Here is a 20,762-nt window from a genome sequence, read left to right on the forward strand (position 1 = left end):
ACAGGGGCAGGCACAACACGCACACAAAGGTTTTCCCGTGACACCCATCCCCGGACACAGTGACTCCCCGCCCGCCGGCGGAGCACCCATCCACGCCTCCGGCTACGGCTGGCGGCACGGCAGCCGCATCAATCCGACCCTGGACAATGTCAGTTTCACCGTTGAACCGGGGGAGAAGGTGCTGCTGCTGGGGGAGTCGGGGGCCGGGAAATCCACCCTCATGGCCGCGATCGCCGGGGTGCTGGGAAGTGACGAGGACGGCGATGCCACCGGCACCCTGACTGTCGGCGGGATCGATCCGCGGCACACCAAAGGAGTGGCGGGTCTGGTGCTGCAGGACCCGGATTCGCAGGTGATCTCCTCCCGGGTGGGCGATGATGTGGTGTTCGGCTGCGAGAACCTGGGTGTTGACCGCGAGACCATGTGGGCCAGGGCGCGCTGGGCGCTGGATGTGGTGGGACTCGAACTGCCGCTGGACCATGACACCGCGAAACTGTCGGGCGGGCAGAAACAGCGCCTGGCACTGGCCGGGGTTCTGGCGATGGGGGCGAAAGTCATCCTGCTCGATGAGCCGACCGCCAACCTGGATCCGGAGGGTGTCGACGAGGTCCGCCGGGCGGTCATCGATGCCGTCAACCGCACCGGTGCAACCCTGGTGGTCGTCGAACACCGGGTCGGTATCTGGGCCGATGATGTTGATACCGCCATTGTTTTGGGCACCGGGGAGCGCGGCATCATCGCCCACGGCCCGGTCCGGCACGTCATCGACACCCAAGGCGCCCGGCTGGCCCGCCAGGGGGTGTGGATACCCGGTATCACCCCCCAGCTGCCGGCGGCCCGCCCGGTCGACACCCCGGTCACCGACGATAATGCAGTGCTTGGTGGCCAAGAACTGGTGGTCGGCTGGAACATGGACGAGCCGGTGTCCCCGCCACGCAACGTGAGCATTCCCGCCGGGGCCTCAACTGTGATCACCGGCGACAACGGGGCCGGCAAAACCACCCTGGCGTTGACCCTGGCCGGTTTGCTGGCGCCGCTGGACGGGCGTGTGGTGGCAAGCCCCGCACTGTCCCACGGAACCGGAAGCAGCAGCCCGCATGACTGGTCCTCCCGGCAGCTGGCCGGCCGCATCGGGGTGGTGTTCCAGGATCCGGAACACCAGTTCGTGGCGCGGACCGTAAGAGAAGAACTGGAGCTGGGGCCGAAAATCATCGGCGGGGCGGACCGGCGCAGCCTGACAGACCGGATTCTCGGGCGGCACAGCACCGGTGAACTCGACGAAAAAGACCGCGACAGAATCGACGAGCTTCTGGCCCGGCTGCGTCTTGACCACCTGGCCAAAGCCAACCCGTTCACCCTGTCCGGCGGGCAGAAAAGACGCCTGTCGGTGGCCACCGCGCTTGTCACCGCCCCGCGGGTACTGGTGCTTGACGAACCGACCTTCGGACAGGACCGCCGCACCTTCACCGAACTGGTGGTGCTGCTGCGGGAGCTGACCGACCAGGGGGTGTCGCTGATTTCTGTCACCCACGACCATCTGTACGCCGATGCCCTCGGCGACTACCGACTGGAGATCACCGCCCGATGAACAGTCACATCCGCCCGGCTGACCCGCACGGGGCGACAGCACCGGCCACCGTCATCCCGCCGCACGCCCGGGAAAACACCCCGCGCAGATCAGAAGGCTTCAACCTGCTTGACGGCACCAACCCGGTGGCCCGTATCGCCGCCCTGGCGATTTTCACCACCCCGCTGTTCATCTCCATTGATCTGGTCAGCGCCACCGTGGCCGTCGGTTTTACCGTCCTGTTCGCCTGGCTGTGCCGCACCCCGGTCAAAGAATTGCTCTACCGCGGGATACCCATCTTCATCGCCCTGCCTTTTTCCGGTCTCTCCATGGCGCTCTACGGCCGCCCGGAGGGCACCAGCTATTTCCGGTGGGGCTGGATCCATGTCACCGACAATTCACTTGTCCTGGCCGCGGCCATTATGATCCGCATCCTGGCGGTGGCGTTTCCGGCCATTATTTTCCTGAGACATATGGACCCGGCAGACCTGGGTGATGGCCTGGCGCAGGTGGCGAAACTGCCGAACCGGTTCGTCATCGGGGCGGTGGCCGCCTTCCGGCTGGGTACCCTGTTTACCCGGGACTGGAAAGCACTGGGACGCTCCCGCCGCTCCCGGGGACTGTCCGACGATGGTGCCCTGGTGCGTTTTTCCGGAATGTTTTTCGCCCTGTTGGTGGTGGCGTTGCGGCGCGGCGGCAAACTTGCCACCGCCATGGAAGCCCGCGGTTTCGGCGCGCCGGGACAGCGCAGCTTCGCCCGCATATCCCGGCTGCACGGCCGTGACTGGCTGCTGATGTTTTTGGCTGCAACCGCCGCTGCCGTTTCCATCGGGGTGGCTGTGGCCACCGGCTACTTCAAGTTTCTGGGAGTGTGAGTTTTTTTCCATGTCCTCTACTGACGCCACCAGCGGTGGCAGCCGACAGCCCGACCCGTCCACCGCGCGGGTTGAAGTTACTGCGGATAACGCGGTGGACTTTATCGCCGATACTGTTGCCACCCGCCGCAGGAACAGCCCATCGGTGCCGGTGACAGTGCTCATTGACGGCCGCTCCGGGGCCGGTAAAACCACCCTGGCCAACCGCCTGGGCCGACAAACCGGTATCACCGTCATCCACATGGATGACTTCTATCCCGGCTGGGCCGGGCTGACAGCCGGATCCGGGATGATTGCCCGGCAGATCCTCAACCGGCACGACCCCCACTTCATCCGGTGGGACTGGATGAGGGACTGCCCCGGTGGGCGGGTGGATCTTGATCCGGCAGCCGACCTGGTGGTGGAAGGCTCCGGGGCGCTGACCCCGGCCACGGTCACGGCGGCCGCTGCCAGGGGAGAAGTAGTTACTGTGCGGGTGACAGCCGACGACACGGTGCGGGCCACCCGCGCGCTCAGCCGGGACCCGGGCTACCAGCCCTACTGGGATATGTGGGCCGCCCAGGAAGACATCCACCTGGCCACAAGCCCCGTTGAAGAGATCACCGTCGACAACTAACCCACCCTGTTTCTTTCACTTCACCCCACCCCGGGCAGGGGGTGGGGCGGTCGTTGCTGCTCACACGTGGGTGGCGGTGCCGCGCAAAACAGCGCCGACAGGACTGGCCGGCAGCCGCGTCAGCTGCTCAAACCCGGAATGTAGGGAAGCCCGGGGATCATCCGGCGCAGCGTGTCGCCCAGGGTCGGCGGAGCCGGCTGCGGGGCGTAGGTGGGGAACTTCTCGGCGTCAACCAGCGGGGCCGGCTGGCCGATGGGGCCTGGAACAGGGGCACCGGAGTGGCGGCGAATCCAGTCGAGGTATTCGGCCACCGGCACATACCAGCCGATGGTTCCCTCCACGGAATTGTTGTCCCCGGCATTGCTCATGGAGGCGATACCGGCCAGCTGGCCGTCGATGAACAGCGGGCCACCGGAATCACCCCGCTGGATCAGCCCACCCTTGATGAAGGTTTCGATCAAAACGGCATCCGGCTCCGGGGACGGAACATGGACAACGCGCCGCTGCACCTCAGCGGTGGCCTGCTGGACCGGCATGAACGGGGTGTTGACCGCCCCGCCCCAGCCGATGATGGTTCCTGTCATCCCCTGGGCCAGATGCACCCCGGAGATCGGGACCGTCGGCATGCGGGACGGCTCGTAGAGCTTGACCAGGGCCAAATCGACGCTCGGGTGCAAAATCACCGATTTTGCCTGGTGGGCTTCGCCGAAATGCTGGCCCCCGATGGAGATGAACGACCGGTTGCCCTGCCCGATGCAGTGCTTCGCCGTCAGCAGTGTGTCCGGGGTGATCAAGGTGGCGGTACAGCTCATATTGCCGATGGCGATATGCGCCGAGGAATCGGCCATCGGTCCGGGAACCGCATTGGTGGCCTTGATCAGGGCACCCGCCGGGGCGGCGCCGAGACCTGCTGCCACAGCCAGGGCCGTGCCCGCGGCAGCGATCCGGTAGCGCGTCTTATCGGAAAAACTCAACATCAGTAAGGTGCCTTCACAATGAAAAAAACAAACGGAAAAAACAAATGGGTGCCGCCCACGCCGACCCCGGCCGGGCACCGGGGTGTCTACGCCTGTACATAGCGCTTGTCACCCGGGATGCTACTTACTGCAGGTCGGCACCGTGGCATGCCGGCCGCAGACAGTGGCGCCCGGGTGGCCGGTCAGGAACAACAGTGAAAAAACACAACACCAGGCACACCTGTCACACAAGCCATCACGTGCATCATGTGCAACACTACCCTGTCGGGGCCGGTGGCTTCCACCGTGAAAAAACTCCGGTGGTCTCTACTTCTCGTTCCGGTGGCCACCTGTGCTGCTGGCAGTGGTTACCGCCCGGGAATTCAACAGCCCCTTGAAGCGGGCGAAGCGGAAGAAACTGACCAGCAGCAGCCCGCCGATGAGGTTGGCCAGCGCCACCCACCAGACAAAAGCCAGCCAGCTGATCACGGTGATCGATTCCGCCCCGGCGAATAAGCCGCCGAAAATGAACAGGGTGTCCAGCACCGAGTGGATGATGCCGGTTGCCGACAGCAAAAACCCGCCGATGGCGCTGGCGATGATCTTCGGGGTGGTTTCTTTGCCGTGCTGGTGCATCCTGGTCACCAGGGTCAAAATCATCCCGCCCAGTGCAGCCCGGACGAAGTATTCCGGTTCCGGGCTCATGTGCGCGTAGTGGAGTGCTTTGTCGATCAGATAGCTGTGCATGTCCGGGTAGCCGACCGCCAGCAGCCACATGATGATCGCCGCACCGATGACATTGCCGGCAAAGGTCAAAGCCCAGAAAGCAAGCAGCGACCGGCCGGGCATTTTGCCTGCCACCACTGCTGTGACCGGCACCAGGAAACCCTCGGTGAAAAGCTCTGAACCGGCCAGGAAAATAATGACCAGACCGATGGCGAAGGCCATCGACCCGAGCATCGCAGACCCGGTGGCCTCATAGACGGAGTATTCGGCCAAAAGTCCCACACCGATTTCCAACGACCCCATAATCCCGGTGAGAAGCAGCACCAGCGGGGGCCTGGACAGGCGGGTGACTCCCTCATTGAGTTGCTGGGCCGCGGACGCCGAGATTTCCTCGTCGACAACCGGTGCCGTGGACTTGTTTTCGGTCATGGTCCTGATCTTTCCCGTCCTGCTGGTGGAGCACGCATCACGGAGTTTTTGGCTTTTTACTGGTCACCGCGCACCGTACGGTCTCGCCCGGGCAAAGGGGGCGATTGTGTGTGTCACTGCCGCGCGGATGCACTGCGGGGATTGTAGACCCGGTGGCGGCCGATGGTTAAAAAAGAAATACTGCAGCACCCACCGGGCCGGGTTTGCCACCTGACAGCGCAGCCCGGCCCGTGGGTGGGGGAGAACACCAGACCCGCAGGTTTTTAGAGTCCGATGAAGGAAGCGGCAATCCCGTAGCGGCCAAGCAGTGCGATGAGCAGCCTGAGGAAGGGGGCAACCACAGCCTGGACCGCGGGCAGGTTGATCACACCCATCTCAATCAGGGAGGGGACGGCCGCCAAAGGAACCAGGCTTGCCGCAAGTGCAGCAGGTGCTGCCACCGCAGCAGTCTTCAGTCCCGCCTGAAGATCAGATTCGGGTTTCGGCGCTCGGGTGATGACAACCGGGGCCGGGGTGGCGGTGACAGTGGATGTCAGCGGTGCGGGTTCATGGGTGACGGTCACTGTCGGGGCAGGTTGCTTGACTGTTTCAGTCTCCGTCTTGGTGGCCGGTGTCACGGTGGTGGTTGTGGTCTCCGTGACGCACTGCTTGACCATAACCGGAACCTTCAGGTGGCGCACGACATTGTTGTCCAATGTGACAGCGATTTTCTGCACTGTGCCGCCGGGCTTGGAGGTGTCGGCGGGCTCAGTGATGACCGGGGTGCTGCCGTGCGGCAGCCCCGTGACACCCTGTGCGGCGGCTACTGTCTCGCCGGTGCACACCGAGACCTGTTCGGTTGCGACAACCGGTGTCCAGATTTCGTTCGGGCGGGCATCAGCATGGTCGGATGTCCCGTCCAACGGCAGGCAGGCCTGGAGTTCTTCCAGGGTGTAGAAGTGCGACCCGTCGGCGATGGGCAGGCACTTTTTGCCGAAGAAGGTTTCCTTCTCGTTGAGCAGCATGCGCACCAGGATGATACCCGCCTCGTTGGTGAATGCGTCCCACTGGATGTTGGAGGCCATCGGCACCGCAACCGACGAGTTCCAGCCGTTGTCCGGGGTGTACACCTCGCCGGGGGCGGTGGGGAACCAGGTCTCGGGGGTTTGCAGGATCGACTGCACCGGGCCGATGGTTTCGCCGTGGGTGAAGTAGAACCTGCCCTTGATGTCGCTTTGGCCGGTGGTGGATTGTTTGACATCGGTCAAAAGCTGGGTGACCAGCGGCTCGTAGATTCGGTAGCCGTCTGTCGAGGTTGCGCGGCCGGGGCCGAAGGTATAGAAGCTTTTCGCGTCGTCGATCAGCCTGAATTGTTTGGCTGTCTCGTTGCTGAACAGTTGCGCGAAACTCCAGGATGAGGGGGCTTTTTTGTTCATCGACGACAAGCGTGAATAGCCGTCGGCACCGTGCAGATCCTCGGCCAGGTGGCGGATCTCGCGTTCATCCATGGTATCGACGTAGTCTTCGCTGAGCACCTTCAGCGCGACGTGTCTGGCGGCCTGTTTGACCGCATCGGAGGTTTTGATCCTGTCGTAGGCGGTTGTCCGGTCGGGAAGCTTCCGGGCGCGGTGGTAGGCCTCGTAGCCTGCCGCGTTCTCGTTTTTGTACATGACCATCAGCGTCGAACGCCACGAAAGATCGTTGGTGTCTCCCTCGTAAACGTGCGGGTCGACGTGCACGTGTCGGGAGGTGTAGCCCATGGCATCGTCCAGGTTGCGGTTGGCTTTGTGCAGGCCTTTGGCGAAGTTGATGCCCGACAGCTGCGAGCGGCCCTTCGGGGAGGAATACCACTGCAGGGTGTTTTCTTTGTTTACCTGCGCGACCTTTTCGTAGAAGTCCTGGTTTCTGGTGTAATTGCGTTTGGCGATGTCCTGCCATTCACGTTTGCCCAGTTCGGTCAGGGTGCCGGTAGCGCCGGAATCCGGTGGCTCCAGCTTGTCGTCGGCCGGCATACTGTCGGTGATCTCGGTTAACTTCCGGGTGTCCTCGCGGACCTGGCGGCCCAGGTCGGTGACATTGGCCGGGTCGGCTTTCTCGGCCTTGTCGATGACCTTGATGATTGAGTTGTAGTGTTTGGTTTTCACGTTGGTGCGGGAGCCGTGGCGCCCGAGCAGCGTGGTGTAGGCCATCGTAAACCCGGCCGGCGGCTGGGAGACATCCTCCGGCTGGCCTTGGGGAATGTAGTACTGGGCGAATCCGTACTGGGGATCATCGGGGGTGGTGTCGGCTGTTGCCCGGGGAACGGCCACACCGGCGGTGCACAGCGCCAGCGCGGACACCGTGGCTGCGACAGAACGCGAAAACGTGTTCATTAAAAAAGCTCCGGCAGAAGGTGGGGGGAAGGATCAAAGGGGGAAAGCGGAAAAAACCGCCGCCGTGGCGTCGATCAATGCCCGCGACAGGTGTTCCACCGGTAACTGTTGTCCGGTGTGGTCATCGACAACAGCGTTGTCGAAGAAAATTCACCAACTGTTGAAGTGGCGGGAGCGTGCGTTGCCGTGTGTTTTCCCGGCCGTTACCGACGCATGTGTCTGCGGGGGCCGGAAAAGACAAACAACCTCCCACCGGCATCTGCTGCCGTGGTGGGCATCCGGAGAATGCATGTTGTCCCCGCCCCAGGCTGCGGCCATGACGGTGCGGGGATGGTGCGCGATGAAAAACATGGGGGAGCTTTGGTGATGACACAACTGCACCCCGGGTCATCCGGCGGGCCTGCCCGCAAAAAGAGGCGGGAACACAGGCCGGATGTTTCCGGGGTGGGGACGGTGGTGCACCAGTTATTGTCTTGCGGGCCAACACCACTGGCGCGGGTGGGCTGCCGCGGGAAAAGCCCGGTGGGGCCGGGTCAAGGTGGAAGTGTGGTTCAGTGACCCACCGGGGCGAAGACGAGGCTGTCGGGATCGGCCCAGGACAAATCGATGCCTTTGGTGGCCAGCCAGCGCATGGCATCATCACCGTGGCGGGTGATGCCCTCAACGGCGGCGAGGGTGGCGTCGATGGCTGCTTCCGCATCATCGGCGGTGATCAGGCCCGCCGAGGTGGCCGCCGATAGTTCGTCGATGTCGAGGACCTCGATCGGCTCGCCGGTGATGTTGACCAAATCGACATACAAATCCCTGGTCGACCACACTGCGCCGTCCCGGTTTATCTGGACGACATCGATGTAGTAGTCCTGCCGGGTGTCGACACCGTCACGGAAGTGGAAAATATTCGCCCGCAGCCCGAGATCCGGCAGAAGCCACGATTCCAGGTAGCCGAATTTCGGGTGGTCGGCCTGCCGGGCCATGTACAGGCCGAAATCGGTGATGGTGTACGTGTCGACCCGGCGGGTAAAACCCTTCGGGTCAATATTCGTCTTCGTCGAGGTGTCGAAGGACTCCTGTTTGACGGGATGCAGATCAGTCATCGTATGTCTTTCATCCGTGGGGCTGGTTGTGCTGTCGCAGCGTCGGTGCCACCGGTGCACCCGCAACGGGTGTGTGAATGGATGGAGTTGTGTGTGAAAAAATCTTCGGTTGTGGGTTCGCCCCCACCAGGCGGCTGTCACTTTCTCCATCGCCGCCCGGTGGGGCCGGTATTACGTCACCGGACCGTGAAAAATCCCACAGTCGGTAAGAATCTGCAGGTGAACTGGGATTGGTCGGAGGTTGTGGTCACTGCTCCCTGCAGCAGCGCCACCACCGGGCCGGATCCGGTGTCGGCCAGTCCGTTGAGTGTCGCCGGGCCGTCCGGGTTGATGGAGTTGTAGGTCAAACGCGTGGTGCCGCTGCGGAAGCTGGCCAGATTGACCCAGGTGACTTCCATGGGCTCTGGCTGCGTGGCAGTCGCGGTGCCGGTTCCCAGGGCGGTGAACACGAAAGCGGTGTGCCCGGCCGGAACCCCGGGAAGCGGCAGATCGGCAGGTCCGGGAACCGCGATGGCTGTGCCCACCGACCGCAGGCTGCCGCCGATACAGTTGTCGGCCACACTCGGCCAGCCGAACTGTGCGAACCGCGGGGCATTGTCCGGAAGAGGGACACCGGGGGTGCCGGAGCCTTCGAAAAAACCGGCGGCGGCTTCCAGCATCCCGCTGACCCGGTCAGACAATGCCGGTGCCCGGGATGCCACCCGCATGGCTTCGATGACCTGCGGGGTGGGCCGTCCCAGCGGATCGACCAGTGGGCCGCCGGTGAGGGGCGACGATATCGCCGCCGGGGACGGCAGCTGCCCGAGGGGTGGTGGGGCGGCGGCAGCGGTCGCGGCACCGGCGAGAACAGACAGTGCCGCGGCTATCGCCGAAAAAACCAGACGGTGTCGCACGAAAATGGGGTCCTTTGTCCAAAAAATCGGGGATGGGCGTCAACGGGGCGGGGCAGTGGGAAAACACCGGCCGCCGGGTGGCCGGTGGCAGGTAGTGCACGGTGAATGCACAGCTGCCACACAGGCCACTTTAGTTCATTTCAGTAACAACCCGGAAGTTTTTTCTTGCAACTTCCTCCACCTGCCGTCTGCCCCGGGCGGGTGACAGGTGGCTGGAGGGGCTGTTCTGCCCGGTATGTCGCTTCAGTATCACGGTAGTGTTACAAAACGGTCGCGATAAGGGGTGTGGCGGGGTGGGACAGGCAGTGGAGGCCGCGCCCCGCAGCGGCCGCCCCGGTGGCCGCGCAGCAGGGGTGGGGTGGCTTCGAATCTGAGGGTTGCCGGCTGGCGGGTGGGTTTTATCACCGTCAGCGGGTACTCTGGTCCACCGGCTGTGGCAGCAGGCCAGCTGACCTGTGCCATACCTGCCGTCGCCGTGCCGGAAAAGTTCTTTTCCCCAGTCGGCGGCCGCTGTCGGCTGCACCGTGTAAACAGAGTTGCCGGCGCCGGCTCTTTTGAAAAACCATCAGCCATCCATTTTTTCTTTCAAGCCCCCCACCGGCGCCATGTGCCCGGTAGGTGCCGGGGCTTTGTCCAGGAGTTTAGATCTACACCGTGTCCCACCCCGAGTTCCGCAATGTCGCCATCGTCGCCCACGTCGACCACGGCAAAACCACCCTTGTTGACGCCATGCTGCGTCAGTCCGGTGCCTTCGATTCCCACACTGAACCCGTTGACCGGGTGATGGACTCCGGTGACCTGGAGAAGGAAAAAGGCATCACCATTCTGGCCAAAAACACCGCCATCCACCGCAAGGGCCTGGCCAAAGACGGCCGGGATCTGATCATCAACGTCATCGACACCCCCGGCCACGCCGATTTCGGCGGTGAGGTCGAACGCGCCCTGTCCATGGTCGACGGTGTGGTGCTGTTGGTGGATGCCTCCGAAGGGCCGCTGCCGCAGACCCGTTTCGTTTTGGGTAAAGCCCTGGAAGCGAAAATGCCGGTGATCATTGTGGTCAACAAGACCGACCGGCCCGATGCCCGCATCGACGAAGTCGTTGAGGAATCCCAGGATCTGCTCCTGGAGCTGGCCTCCACCCTGGAAGACCCGGACGCCCAGGCCGCCGCCGAACATCTGCTTGACCTGCCGGTGCTGTATGCCACCGGCCGTGACGGCAAAGCGTCGACGACAAACCCCGGTAACGGCAACGTGCCCGACACCGAGGATCTGCAGGCCCTGTTCGACGTGCTCTACGACGTCATCCCCGAACCCGCCTCCGATCCGGACGGCGCGCTGCAGGCCCACGTCACCAACCTTGACTCCTCGTCCTTCCTGGGCCGTATCGCCCTGGTTCGGGTGTATGCCGGAACACTGAAAAAAGGCCAGCAGGTCGCCTGGATCCACTACGACGACGAGGGCAACCAGCACACCAAAACCGCGAAAATCGCGGAGCTTCTGCGTACCGAGGGCGTGGAGCGGGTTCCCGCCCAGGAAATCATTGCCGGTGATATTGCGGCGATCTCCGGTATCGACGAGATCATGATCGGTGACACTCTGGCTGATCCGGACAACCCGCAGGCCCTGCCGCGGATCACCGTCGATGAACCGGCGATTGCCATGACCATCGGGGTCAATACCTCCCCGATGGCCGGTCGCGGCGGCGGCAAGAAACTCACCGCTCGGTTGGTCAAAGCCCGCCTGGACCAGGAACTGATCGGCAACGTCTCGATCAAGGTGCTGCCCACTGAGCGACCCGACGCCTGGGAAGTGCAGGGCCGCGGCGAGATGGCGCTGTCGGTGCTGGTGGAAACCATGCGCCGCGAGGGCTTCGAGCTGACCGTCGGTAAACCGCAGGTGGTCACCCGCACCATCGACGGTAAAATCCACGAACCCTACGAACACATGGTCATCGATATCCCCTCCGAGCACCAGGGTGCGGTCACCCAGCTGATGGCGGCGCGGAAAGGCACCATGCTGTCGATGGACACCACCGGCAGTGACTGGGTGCGCATGGAGTACCGGGTTCCCGCCCGCGGCCTGATCGGTTTCCGCACCACCTTCATGACCGAAACCCGTGGCACCGGTATCGCCAACCACTACTCCGACGGCTACGACCTGTGGGCCGGGGAGATCAAGGACCGGGCCACCGGCTCCCTGGTGGCTGACCGCACCGGGCAGATCACCGCCTACGCCCTGCAGCAGCTGGCCGACCGCGGATCGTTTTTCGTCGAACCCGGACACCAGGCCTATGAGGGCATGGTTGTCGGCGCGAACAACCGCGACGAAGACATGGACATCAACATCACCCGGGAAAAGAAACTGACCAATATGCGTTCGGCCACCGCCGACGCCACGGTCACCCTGGCCAAAGCCAAGGTGCTTTCGCTGGAAGAAGCCATGGAATTTTGTGGCAAGGACGAATGCGTTGAGGTCACCCCGGACATTATCCGGGTGCGCAAAGTGATCCTGTCCGCCTCCGAGCGCGGCCGTGCCCGGGCACGCGAAAAGCAGCGCAACAGCTAAATTCAGCAGCACAAAACGGGGCGGGGAGACAACATGTGTTTCCCCGCCCCGGCCGTGCCTGTCAGGTCCGCCCGGGAAAGTACGGGGTGTTTTTCCCCTACCATCACAGCGTCCGCCCCCGGCGGTGGTGAGGCGGTAACATTTTCACCCGTGAACACCCGTCGCCTGCCCGTCGTGCCCACCGGCCTTGTCAGTGCCGCCGCGGTGGCGGTCCTGGTGTGCGGCTGCTCCACCCCGGAGCTTCCCCTGGTGGAGGACACCAGCCCAACCCCGGAACCGACTGTGGTGACCACCACGACCAGCACACCGGTGGCGGTATCCGGTGGCACGATCACCATCGGCATTGATCCGCTCACCGCCGGCTTCAACCCGCACCTGGCCGGTAACCGCACCGAATTCGTCGTCGGCCTGGCTGATCTGGTGCTGCCCAGTCCCTTTGTCGGCGGGCGCATGGACACCGATCTGCTGGTGTCCGCGGAACAGGTCGCCCCCCGGCCGGGGGTGGCCCAGTCGGTGCGCTACATCCTCAATCCGCAGGCCCAATGGTCGGATGGAACACCTGTGACCGGCAGTGATTTCATCTACCTGTGGCGGGGGATCACCGCCAGCCCGGATGCGGTGGGCAGTGCCGCCTACCGGGCGATCCAGTCGATTTCCACCAGCGACGGCGGGCTGACCGTCACCGTCGACTTCGCCCACCGCATCGCCCGCTGGCAGGAACTGTTCAATCATCTTCTGCCCAGTCACCTGCTGCCGCAGTCACCGTCGCAGTTCGGGCTGGTACTGGCCGACGGGATACCCGCCTCGGCGGGGCGCTACACGGTCTCCTCCGTCGACCGGTTGCGTGGCAATGTGACCGTCAACCGCAACGACCGTTTCTGGGGGGAGCTTCCCGCCACCACCGACACCCTGAACTTTGTGGAAATCCGGGACGCCACCACCGCGGCATCAATGCTGCGGGCCGGCCAGATGTCGGCGGCTGACCTGACCCCGGGGCACACCACAGCTGAGGAACTGGAATTGATCGGCGGCACCACGGTGGCCACCGCCCGCGGCATCGGCATGCAGCTGAACCTGTCGCTGTCGGTGACCTCCCCCGTGCTATCCGATGCCGGGCTGCGCCGGGCGGTGACAGAACTGATCGACGCCGACCAGGTTGCCCGCCTGGCCACCGGGCGCACCACCATGCTTTCCCGCCCGGCCGATCCCTTCGGCGGCCCGCCCGCAGAACCTTCCGGCAACGACCCGGACGTGCCGGTCGATACCACCGGCCCGCAGCCCACCGTCAGCCCTGCTGAAACCACCGGGCACCGGGCCGGGGACTCACCACCGGAAAAAACACCCGGGGAATCCCCCGCGGTGACCGGGCTTCGGCTGCCGATCAACGACAACAGCAATCCCACTGCGCAGCTGGTGCACCGGGCGGTGGAGGCCGCCGGTCGTCCGCTGGTTATTGCCGCGGAAGCCACTGACGATACCGCCACCGCGGCAGCCAGCATCATCGTCGACCAGCTGGCCCGGGCCGGGGTTGCGGCCACGGTGGTGCGCGCCACCGCTGATACCGCCACCGGCCAGTTGCTTCCCACCGGCGATGCCGACGGATACGTCAGCTGGCAGCCGGTGGCCGACAGCCCGAATCTGCTGGCTGACCGCTACCTGTGCCCAGGCCCCTCGGTGGAAGACGCGGTCCAGGTGTCCCCGTCGTCGACTGCCGCAACCCTCGGTGTGACACCCACCGGTGCCACCACCACAACAACCGGCAGTGGCGCACCGGCCACCACCGCCACAGCCACCAACCGGCCGACGGTGACCGGATCTGCCGCAACTACCCCGCCGGCCACCGGGACACCAGCGACGGTGTCTGCCGGCAGTAGCACTGGTGTCGGTTTACCGTCAGCCGATCCGTCCGCCCGGCCCGGCGGCGGGCGCGGCCGTCAGGCCGCGGGCGCGCACCCGCGGGCCGGGAATCTGTCCGGGTTGTGTGATCCGGCGATGGACCGGGAGATTTCGACGATGCTCGCCGGATCATCCAGTTTCGCCCGGCTGCGGGAGAAAGCACGCCAAATCGAAGCGGAACAAGTACTCACCGTAGCGCTGGTGGCCGATACCCGCCTGTGGGTGAAATCCGGCGATATTGTCGGCATGGATCCGTTCCCGCCGCTGGGCGATACCCTGCTGGCCACCGCGGCCCGCTGGACCACCACACAACCGGAGCAACAACCGTCGGTTTTCCCCGTTCCCGGCAACGAGCAGTAGGCGCCACACACTGCGCAGCGGGGCCACCGGTTGCTGTCCCGGCCCGGCGTATACCCTGGAGAAAACAGACCGTCGGCCGCGCGGCCAACCGGCGGGGCAGCCGGGCGGGCCGCGGGGTCACAACATACGACACCCATCTCCTGTTTTGCCCCGCGGCGGGCGAATCCCGTCCGTGACAACACAACTTCCAAGAAACCACCAGAGACCAAAAGGATATTTCCCGGTGAGACCGATCAGCACGAAATATGCGGGACTGAAAGTCGTGGCCGTGCACGCGCACCCCGACGATGAGGCGATCTGGACCGGCGGGCTGCTGGCCGATCTGGCCCGCCACGGCGCCCATGTCACTGTTGTCACCTGCACTCTGGGTGAACAGGGTGAGGTCATCGGCGACACCTTCGCCGGGTTGGACAGTCACCATGCCGACCAGCTCGGTGGTTTCCGTATCGGGGAGCTGTCCGCATCCCTGGCCGCACTGAATGCGCGGGGACGGTTTTTGGGCTACGCCGGCAAATACCGGGACTCCGGGATGGCGGGGGATCCGGCGGGGGAGCACCCGCGGGCTTTTATCCGCCACCGCGAGGAAGCGGAAGCCGACCTGGCGGCGGTCATGGCCGACATCGACCCGCAGCTGGTTGTCACCTACGAAGCTGACGGCGGCTACGGGCACCCGGACCACAAACAGGCCCATGCCATCACCGCCGCGGTCATTGCGGCGGAAAACACACACACCACCCCCCGCCGTCTTGTCTGTTGTGTCACCGACCATGACAGCCTGGCCCGTGGGCTGGACGCGATCACCACGATTCCGCCCGGCTGGCGCCGCGCGGCCGACGGGGAACTCGCCTGCCATCATCTTGACCGCCGGCCCGCCGGGGAAGTGGTGGCGGTCCACCTGGATGCCGCAGCCCGCCACGCCAAACAAGCGGCGATGAAAGCCCACGCCACCCAACTGTGGATCGCCGACGGGTCACTCACCCCCACCAATCCGCGGGCTGCCTGCGCCACAATCGGTGATTTCTCCGCCGCATCCGGGGTGTTCGCCCTGTCCAATCTCATCGCCCAGCCGCTGCTGAACGTCGAACACTACAGCTGCCATCCGGCGGGCCTGGCATATCCGGCCGGGGCCACCCATCCGGCCGACGGTCTTGTCGGTGGCCTGTCGGGGAAAGAAGGTCAGTGCCGTGGCTGAACACCGCAGGGCTCGGGAAGAAACCACCGCCAAGCCGGTGCGCATTCCCCGCCAGCCGACCTCCCGCGGGGAAGCGGCCCTGGGGCTGGTGTGGCTGTCCATCGGCTCGCTGATGTCGGTGCTGATGGAAATCGTCTACCTGACTGCCCGGCTGCCGCTGCCGGGGGGTCATTCGGTCGTTTTTCCGGTGGCCATTGTGGTTGCGTTCGCCCTCAACCTGGCTATCAGCCGCACGGCGCTGTTGTGGACCCCGGTGACGGCGATCGCCGCGATTCCGGTGGGGGTGTGGCTGGCCGGCTACTTTTTGTTCGCCCTGGCCCCCGCCCTGGGCGGGCACATCCACATGTTCGGCGATCTGCGGTCGGTTCTGCTGTTGATGTGCGGGGTGGCGGGCGGCTGTTTTCCGTTGTGGACGCCCAAGTGACACAATGGGGGGGAATATTTTTTCCCGCCCTTGCCCAACCGGCCCGGCCCCCACGGCGCCAGCCCGCGCCCGGGGACAGCTGAGCTGGGTGGTTCACCCCGCCCACACCATGCGGCCACCGGTTGCCCACCAGGTGCGGGCACCGTTTTTTCAAAAAAAGAACAGTATTTTTCCGGCCCCGGCCACCCGCACAACCGCCGCAAGAGATACCGGCCGCCTGATCCGGGTGCCACCCCACCCGGGCCGGGCAGAACCCGTGACCGCCCACCGACGACGATTGTTTTCAACCTATGACCTATGTGATTGCACAGCCCTGCGTCGACATCATGGACAAAGCCTGCGTCGAGGAATGCCCCGTCGACTGTATCTACGAAGGCAAACGCTCCCTGTACATCCACCCGGATGAATGCGTGGACTGCGGTGCCTGCGAACCCGTCTGCCCGACCGAGGCGATTTTCTACGAAGACGATGTGCCCGACGAGTGGATCGACTACAACGACGCCAATGCGGCGTTTTTCGATGTGCTCGGCTCTCCCGGCGGCGCCGCCCGGCTCGGGCCGCAGGACTTCGATCCGGCGTTCGTCGCGGAGCTGCCGCCGCAGAACCAGGAGTAGGGGCACCGGGAAAACGCCCCTGGGGTGATCCCCGGCGGGCCGGGGATGGTAGAAACAACTGCTATGAGCCACCCACCCAGGACACCAGCCGGCGCGAACCTTCCCGATTTTCCGTGGGACACCATCGCGGAGGCGAAAAAAACCGCCGCCGCCCACCCGGACGGCCTGATCAACCTGTCGGTGGGCACCCCGGTCGATGAAGTGTCCCCGATCATCCAGCTGGCGGTGGCCGAAGCCGCCGGTTTTCCCGGATACCCCACCACCCACGGCACCGATGCGCTGCGCGACGCCATAGTCAACCACTGCCGCAGCCGCTACAACATGGTCGGCTGCACCACCGATGCGGTCCTGCCTGTCATCGGCACCAAGGAACTCATCGCCGGGCTGCCGAGTCTTCTGGGGATCGGTGCCGGGCACACGGTGGTCATCCCGGAGATCGCCTACCCCACCTACGAGGTGTCGGCCATCATGTCCGGGGCACGGTGCGTGCGGGCCGATTCCCTGACCCAGCTGGGTCCCTCCTCGCCGACCCTGATGTTCATCAACTCGCCCGGCAACCCGACCGGCAAAGTCCTGGGCGTCAACCACCTGAAAAAAGTCGTCGACTTCGCCCGGGAACGCGACTGTATCGTCGCCGCCGACGAATGCTACATCGGACTGGGCTGGAACAAGGACAATCCGCCGGTGTCGATCCTGGACGAGGAAGTCTGCGGCGGGGACACCCGCAATCTGCTGGCAATCCATTCACTGTCGAAGTCGTCGAACCTGGCCAGCTACCGGGCCGGCTGGCTGATGGGTGACGGGAGCCTGATCGGTGAACTGCTGGCGGTGCGCAAGCACACCGGCTTCATGGTTCCGTGGCTGGTGCAGCAGGCCATGATTGCCGCCCTGAACAACCCCGACCAGGAAAAACTGCAGTACCTGCGGTACGCGGCACGCCGTGAGATGCTTGTCGCTGCCCTGACGGAGGCCGGGTTTCGAATCGACAACTCCGAGGCGGGACTGTACCTGTGGGCCACCCGCGGGGAGGACTGCCGGAAAACATTGGACTGGTTTGCTTCCCTGGGGATTCTGGTCGCCCCCGGCGACTTCTACGGCCCGAGGGGCACCAACCATGTGCGTATCGCCCTGACCGGCACCGACCAGCAGTGCGAACAAGCCGGATGGCGTATCGTCCGCGCCGCCTGATCAGTCGACAACAATCAGTTCCGGTTCGCCGTCACCGGCCAGAAGAATCGAACCGGTGCGGCGCCGTCCGACGGGCATCAACCGGATGGTGGCCTCCCCGCGGTCAAGACCCGACACCGCCCGGGCCGCGGTACGCACCAGCTCCGCGACCTGGGGGTTCTCGCGCGGATCGTCGGTGTCGCCGGGGCCGCGCACAACCGGGGACCGGTCATCCAAAAGCCGGACCACACAGCCGCGGTCCCGGGCGAACCACACGGCTTCCGTCAACCCCGGATCCCGCAGCGCCGGGGAGCGGATCGAATCCCGCAGCCGGGCTTCCAGCAGCCGGGCGTTGGCCCGCCTGACCTCGTCGTCGAGTCCATCGTCGAGACACTGATCGACCAGCCCGCTCAACCAGCCCTGCACCCGCCGCACATGGTGCGATGAGGCCGCGGAACTGGTCAGCCGGGCCACTTTTTTGCGCATCGCTTCCTCGGTTGCCGGCAGTGCTGCGGTCGCCTGGTCGATCAGCAGCGGAAACAGACAGGCGGCGATAATCGGCGGCAGGAACTGCAGTGCCCACGGCGGGCTGCCGTGATCGGCCAAACCCACCAGCGTCAGCGCCGTCGGCGCCTGCAGGGCGGCGATGGCGAACAGCAGCGCCGCCACCGGGCGGCGCCGCATCCCCATCAGCACCCCAATCACCTGGATGCTCTGGAACCACCAGTTGTACGGCCACGCAAACGGCGGAAAATCCGTCACCGCCGCCCCGCAGCAGCTGGCCACCACCAGGGCTGTGCCGGCCACAGCAGTCGGTGCCGCCGCCAGCCGGTTGGTGGAGCCGGCCACCACCGCGCCCGCGCCGACCGCCACCGCAGCGGCCGCCGCCCACCAGACATCCGGCACAGCCTGCACCGAACCGCTGGAGTGAATGGCCAGCCCGGTGAAAGTGGCCGCCACCCCCACCCCGGTCCACGGGCTGTGGGTGAACTGGGTGCCGCCGAGCCGGCGGCGGATCGCCTCCGGGCCGTCGAACATCCCGGCGCCGCCCGCTTGTCCGACCTGGCCCGCCCGGTCGGCCGGATCCATCACCAGGGTGACTGTCACCCCGTCGCCGGGGCGGGTCGTCACCGTCGCGCCGCAGCCGGGCACCATGCGGGAATGCTCCAGAATCGTCAACCGCACCCCCGCCCGGTCGTGGCTGACCCGGTGCAGATCAAAACCGGGCCCGTCATCACACAACTGCAGTGTGACCACAGGTGCGGCGCCGCCGTCCCGGGCCGGGTCGGCGGCGGGCTCCAGCCGGACAATCAGCCGGCGCCCGGCCCCTGGGGCGTGGCGCACACTGTTGCCTGCCGCCTCCGCCAGGGCGTCGGCGAAAACCGCCAGCACCGTGCCGGGCAGGCTGCACCCGGAAACCCGCTCGTCAACCACACAGTCGATCTCCGTGTCCGGCGCCCGGGTGCGCACCGTCCGCACCCAGGTGTCAACCGCCCCGGCCACCGGCACCCGGGCGGCCGGCTGGTGGTCGGCACTGTCGATGACAGCCCGGAAATCAGCGGCAGACGGGTTGCCGGTGCCGCGCCACAGTGACCTCAACAGGCTGAGCACATGGTCGTGGACGAAACTCAGGAACAACGAATCCGCCCGGGTGACCGCCGCCGACGACTCTGATTGGGCCAGCTCCCGGGCGGCCAGCCGGGCATGCCGGTCCAGGATCCGTCCCGCATGTCCGGAAAACGCGGCAACCACAATGAACGGCATACTCACCATCCAGGAGTGGGCGGCCGACAGCAGCGCAACAACCGCCGTGTCGGCACCATTGGTGACAGCCCCATCCACCCCAATGACCGCTGCCGCCACCACAATCGCCATCCTGGGCGGGCTGACCAGGGCAAAAACCACCAGCGGATAGCCGCAGAAGTCCCCCATCTTCAACGGCTCGAAGACATTGTCCCCGAACACAAGGATGCTCACCGGCTGAAACAGGCTCACCACCGCGAAAAGAGTCCCCACAACCCGGCCCACCAGCTGCCCGGCCCGCGCGCCCGGTATCAGCGCCGCCCCCACCAGTGCAGCCGCTCCAGCAGCCATGGCCGCCAACGCGACCGCCGACGGCCATTCCGGGTGACCGGCCGCAAAAGAAGCAGCCACATTCGACAGCGCCCGGGACACCAGCAGCGTCACCAGCCACACCATGCCGCACACACCACTGGCGATATGCACCACCACCGTGCCTGCATGACCGGTGCGGGCAAGCTCCCCGATCAGCGGATCGGTGCCGCCGCCGTCACCACGGGCCGGTGACTCGGCGAAAAAACCGGCATCCGTCGGCCGCCACCGGGCCGGCCGCAGCCGCGAATCACCCATCGCCGGGGCCTTTGATGAAACCGTCTTCCATGCCGCGGCGCAGCAAATCCACTTTGGTGTAGGCGGGGCGGCCGGCGGCCGCATACTTCGCCCGAATCCGGTCGACATGATCCTGCACCGTGGTTTTCGCCAACCCCAACAGTGTCGCTACCCGTTTCGCCGGCTCACCCATGGCGTAAAGCTCCAGAATGTCGCGCTGCCGGTCGGTCAAATCCACCTGGCCGGTCAACGGATCCGAATCAATCAGTGACGCCCAATCAGCGGTGGCGTAGGTCGCCCCCGTGGCCGCATGGGCAATGGCATCCACCAATTCGGTATCCGGCGCCGCCTTGTTGACCAGGCCGTGTACCCCGGCAGCCAGGGCACGCCTGATCAGATACGGCGAATCGAGGGCCGAAAACACCAGTGCCGCCGCGCCAGCAGCCTTGATGGCACTGACATTGTCGAAAGGATCCGAGCCATCGGCCAGCCGCAAATCCACCAGCACCACTGCCGGGGTGCTGGACAAGCCGGCAAACAAGTCCACGACGGTGCCCGCACAAGCCACCAGCTGTATTTCCGGGTGCGGGGCCAGCATCGCCGACAGACCCGCCAGCGAAACCGCATGGTCATCGACTGCGGCAACCGTCAACGTTCCGGTGCTCATGGGCACACCCTTCACATATTA

At 65.2% G+C, this 20,762-nt stretch carries 16 protein-coding genes; 9 read left to right on the top strand and 7 right to left on the bottom strand.

Features of this window, described 5'->3' with window-relative positions; all coding sequences use genetic code 11:
- The first annotated feature begins 37 nt into the window (after positions 1 to 37).
- The 3 genes from JZY06_RS09440 to JZY06_RS09450 are packed head-to-tail and all read left to right on the top strand — an operon-like array spanning position 38 to position 3,058.
- Entirely contained in the window at positions 38 to 1,588 is a 1,551-nt protein-coding gene (locus tag JZY06_RS09440; RefSeq protein WP_377769041.1) for an ABC transporter ATP-binding protein, read from the top strand.
- Positions 1,585 to 2,442, top strand: coding sequence for an energy-coupling factor transporter transmembrane component T family protein (locus tag JZY06_RS09445; RefSeq protein ID WP_207279295.1), 858 nt, complete (start codon positions 1,585 to 1,587; stop codon positions 2,440 to 2,442). The genes JZY06_RS09440 and JZY06_RS09445 overlap by 4 nt, the downstream gene beginning before the upstream one ends.
- 10 nt (positions 2,443 to 2,452) lie before the next feature.
- On the top strand, positions 2,453 to 3,058 hold the full coding sequence (locus JZY06_RS09450) for a nucleoside/nucleotide kinase family protein (protein ID WP_207279296.1): 606 nt from the start codon (positions 2,453 to 2,455) through the stop codon (positions 3,056 to 3,058).
- A gap of 119 nt (positions 3,059 to 3,177) precedes the next feature.
- Here JZY06_RS09450 and JZY06_RS09455 read toward each other — a convergent pair whose 3' ends face one another.
- From JZY06_RS09455 to JZY06_RS09475, 5 genes are all read right to left on the bottom strand, one after another.
- The gene (locus JZY06_RS09455; protein ID WP_207279297.1) at positions 3,178 to 4,032 is read right to left on the bottom strand and encodes a S1 family peptidase; all 855 of its coding nucleotides are present in this window, start codon (positions 4,030 to 4,032) and stop codon (positions 3,178 to 3,180) included.
- 309 nt (positions 4,033 to 4,341) lie between these two features.
- Entirely contained in the window at positions 4,342 to 5,169 is an 828-nt protein-coding gene (locus tag JZY06_RS09460; protein ID WP_207279298.1) for a formate/nitrite transporter family protein, read from the bottom strand.
- Positions 5,170 to 5,432: 263 nt separating this feature from the next.
- Positions 5,433 to 7,520, bottom strand: coding sequence for a histidine-type phosphatase (locus JZY06_RS09465; RefSeq protein ID WP_207279299.1), 2,088 nt, complete (start codon positions 7,518 to 7,520; stop codon positions 5,433 to 5,435).
- Between the two features lie 551 nt (positions 7,521 to 8,071).
- Positions 8,072 to 8,614: a DUF402 domain-containing protein gene (locus JZY06_RS09470; protein WP_207279300.1), complete on the bottom strand. Its 543-nt coding sequence runs from the start codon at positions 8,612 to 8,614 to the stop codon at positions 8,072 to 8,074.
- A gap of 176 nt (positions 8,615 to 8,790) precedes the next feature.
- Positions 8,791 to 9,507 carry an Rv1157c family protein gene (locus JZY06_RS09475; RefSeq protein WP_330617241.1) on the bottom strand — a complete coding sequence of 239 codons (717 nt, stop codon included), beginning with the start codon at positions 9,505 to 9,507 and terminating at the stop codon, positions 8,791 to 8,793.
- 654 nt (positions 9,508 to 10,161) lie between these two features.
- On the opposite strand from JZY06_RS09475, the gene typA reads away from it, so the two are divergent.
- From typA to dapC, 6 genes are all read left to right on the top strand, one after another.
- Entirely contained in the window at positions 10,162 to 12,072 is a 1,911-nt protein-coding gene (gene typA / locus JZY06_RS09480; protein ID WP_207279301.1) for a translational GTPase TypA, read from the top strand.
- A 150-nt stretch (positions 12,073 to 12,222) separates the two neighbouring features.
- On the top strand, positions 12,223 to 14,328 hold the full coding sequence (locus JZY06_RS09485; RefSeq protein ID WP_207279302.1) for an ABC transporter family substrate-binding protein: 2,106 nt from the start codon (positions 12,223 to 12,225) through the stop codon (positions 14,326 to 14,328).
- A gap of 232 nt (positions 14,329 to 14,560) precedes the next feature.
- Positions 14,561 to 15,520: an N-acetyl-1-D-myo-inositol-2-amino-2-deoxy-alpha-D-glucopyranoside deacetylase gene (gene mshB, locus JZY06_RS09490; RefSeq protein ID WP_207279472.1), complete on the top strand. Its 960-nt coding sequence runs from the start codon at positions 14,561 to 14,563 to the stop codon at positions 15,518 to 15,520.
- Entirely contained in the window at positions 15,513 to 15,944 is a 432-nt protein-coding gene (locus JZY06_RS09495) for a hypothetical protein (RefSeq protein WP_330617242.1), read from the top strand. The genes mshB and JZY06_RS09495 overlap by 8 nt, the downstream gene beginning before the upstream one ends.
- 290 nt (positions 15,945 to 16,234) lie before the next feature.
- The gene (gene fdxA / locus JZY06_RS09500; RefSeq protein WP_207279303.1) at positions 16,235 to 16,558 is read left to right on the top strand and encodes a ferredoxin; all 324 of its coding nucleotides are present in this window, start codon (positions 16,235 to 16,237) and stop codon (positions 16,556 to 16,558) included.
- A gap of 63 nt (positions 16,559 to 16,621) precedes the next feature.
- Positions 16,622 to 17,746, top strand: a complete 1,125-nt coding sequence (dapC, locus tag JZY06_RS09505; RefSeq protein ID WP_207279304.1) for a succinyldiaminopimelate transaminase — start codon at positions 16,622 to 16,624, stop codon at positions 17,744 to 17,746.
- Here dapC and JZY06_RS09510 read toward each other — a convergent pair whose 3' ends face one another.
- Both JZY06_RS09510 and JZY06_RS09515 read right to left on the bottom strand, forming a co-directional pair.
- On the bottom strand, positions 17,747 to 20,095 hold the full coding sequence (locus JZY06_RS09510) for a sensor histidine kinase (protein WP_207279305.1): 2,349 nt from the start codon (positions 20,093 to 20,095) through the stop codon (positions 17,747 to 17,749). It abuts the gene before it with no gap.
- Positions 20,088 to 20,741, bottom strand: a complete 654-nt coding sequence (locus JZY06_RS09515; protein ID WP_207279306.1) for a LuxR C-terminal-related transcriptional regulator — start codon at positions 20,739 to 20,741, stop codon at positions 20,088 to 20,090. The genes JZY06_RS09510 and JZY06_RS09515 overlap by 8 nt, the downstream gene beginning before the upstream one ends.
- Positions 20,742 to 20,762: the final 21 nt, after the last annotated feature.

Source organism: Corynebacterium mendelii (assembly GCF_017307055.1).
Lineage (GTDB): Bacteria > Actinomycetota > Actinomycetes > Mycobacteriales > Mycobacteriaceae > Corynebacterium > Corynebacterium mendelii.

Coding starts and splice junctions, on each gene's coding strand:
- JZY06_RS09470 (WP_207279300.1), bottom strand. CDS start 8,614: ATGACTGATCTGCATCCCGTCAAACAGGAGTCCTTCGACACCTCGACG.
- JZY06_RS09510 (WP_207279305.1), bottom strand. CDS start 20,095: ATGGGTGATTCGCGGCTGCGGCCGGCCCGGTGGCGGCCGACGGATGCC.
- JZY06_RS09460 (WP_207279298.1), bottom strand. CDS start 5,169: ATGACCGAAAACAAGTCCACGGCACCGGTTGTCGACGAGGAAATCTCG.
- JZY06_RS09445 (WP_207279295.1), top strand. CDS start 1,585: ATGAACAGTCACATCCGCCCGGCTGACCCGCACGGGGCGACAGCACCG.
- dapC (WP_207279304.1), top strand. CDS start 16,622: ATGAGCCACCCACCCAGGACACCAGCCGGCGCGAACCTTCCCGATTTT.
- JZY06_RS09450 (WP_207279296.1), top strand. CDS start 2,453: ATGTCCTCTACTGACGCCACCAGCGGTGGCAGCCGACAGCCCGACCCG.
- JZY06_RS09465 (WP_207279299.1), bottom strand. CDS start 7,520: ATGAACACGTTTTCGCGTTCTGTCGCAGCCACGGTGTCCGCGCTGGCG.
- fdxA (WP_207279303.1), top strand. CDS start 16,235: ATGACCTATGTGATTGCACAGCCCTGCGTCGACATCATGGACAAAGCC.
- JZY06_RS09515 (WP_207279306.1), bottom strand. CDS start 20,741: ATGAGCACCGGAACGTTGACGGTTGCCGCAGTCGATGACCATGCGGTT.